Annotated in this window: 1 protein-coding gene; it reads right to left on the reverse strand. The window is 51.0% G+C overall.

What is annotated here, in order from left to right:
• Positions 1 to 76: 76 nt before the first annotated feature.
• Positions 77 to 517: a conjugal transfer protein TraD gene (gene traD, locus J3473_RS19235; protein ID WP_207025408.1), complete on the reverse strand. Its 441-nt coding sequence runs from the start codon at positions 515 to 517 to the stop codon at positions 77 to 79.
• Positions 518 to 728: the final 211 nt, after the last annotated feature.

Here is a 728-nt window from a genome sequence, read left to right on the forward strand (position 1 = left end):
GATTCATGCAAGGAATCTACCCATGAAACAAGACAAGCCCGTCACGGGCTTCTCAGGGCGTTTTATGACGGGTCAGCTATGCAGTGCTGTCTGACTTCTTGCTGTTCAGCAGTTCCTGACCTCTGATTTTCCCGTCTGACCACGTCGGATTATCCCGTGACAGGTCATTCAGACTGGCTAATGCACCCTGCAGGGCAGCTGTATCATCAACCGGCTTCCCCGTCTGACTGTCAACCAGTCCCGCCAGGATAAGCAGCCCGGCTGACTGGTACAGGGCATGGTCACGGGCTTTACGTGCGGCTCTGGCTTCGGCACGTTTTTCTGCCTGTATCAGGTTGATGGCTTTTGCTCTGGCTTCCTGCGCTTTTTCTGCGGCCTGTTCAGCCTTCATCAGCAGGGACAGCGTTTTGATATCCTGCGCTGTTTTATCCGCTTTATCCGTCAGTATCAGCATGAGTTTCTGCTGTTCATTCGGCGACTTTAAGCCGCGAATATCTGCACTCTGTCTGTTGCCCATTGTTCCTGCTTTTCGCTTTTATTCATGCCCGTTTATCCTCTGAATGTTAACGGGGGAATTATGCTCAGTGATGGGCAGCGGAGGTCAAATTCCACTACAATCCTATCTAAGCATTTTTAGATAGGCGCACTTAGTAGTTTCTCTCACTTCGTCAGAGAAACTGTGCGCCCCTGCTGAGGGCTAAGGTCATGGCATCTTAGGTAATGATACC

This window comes from Phycicoccus sp. DTK01 (assembly GCF_017312765.1).
GTDB classification, from domain to species: domain Bacteria; phylum Actinomycetota; class Actinomycetes; order Actinomycetales; family Dermatophilaceae; genus Phycicoccus; species Phycicoccus jejuensis.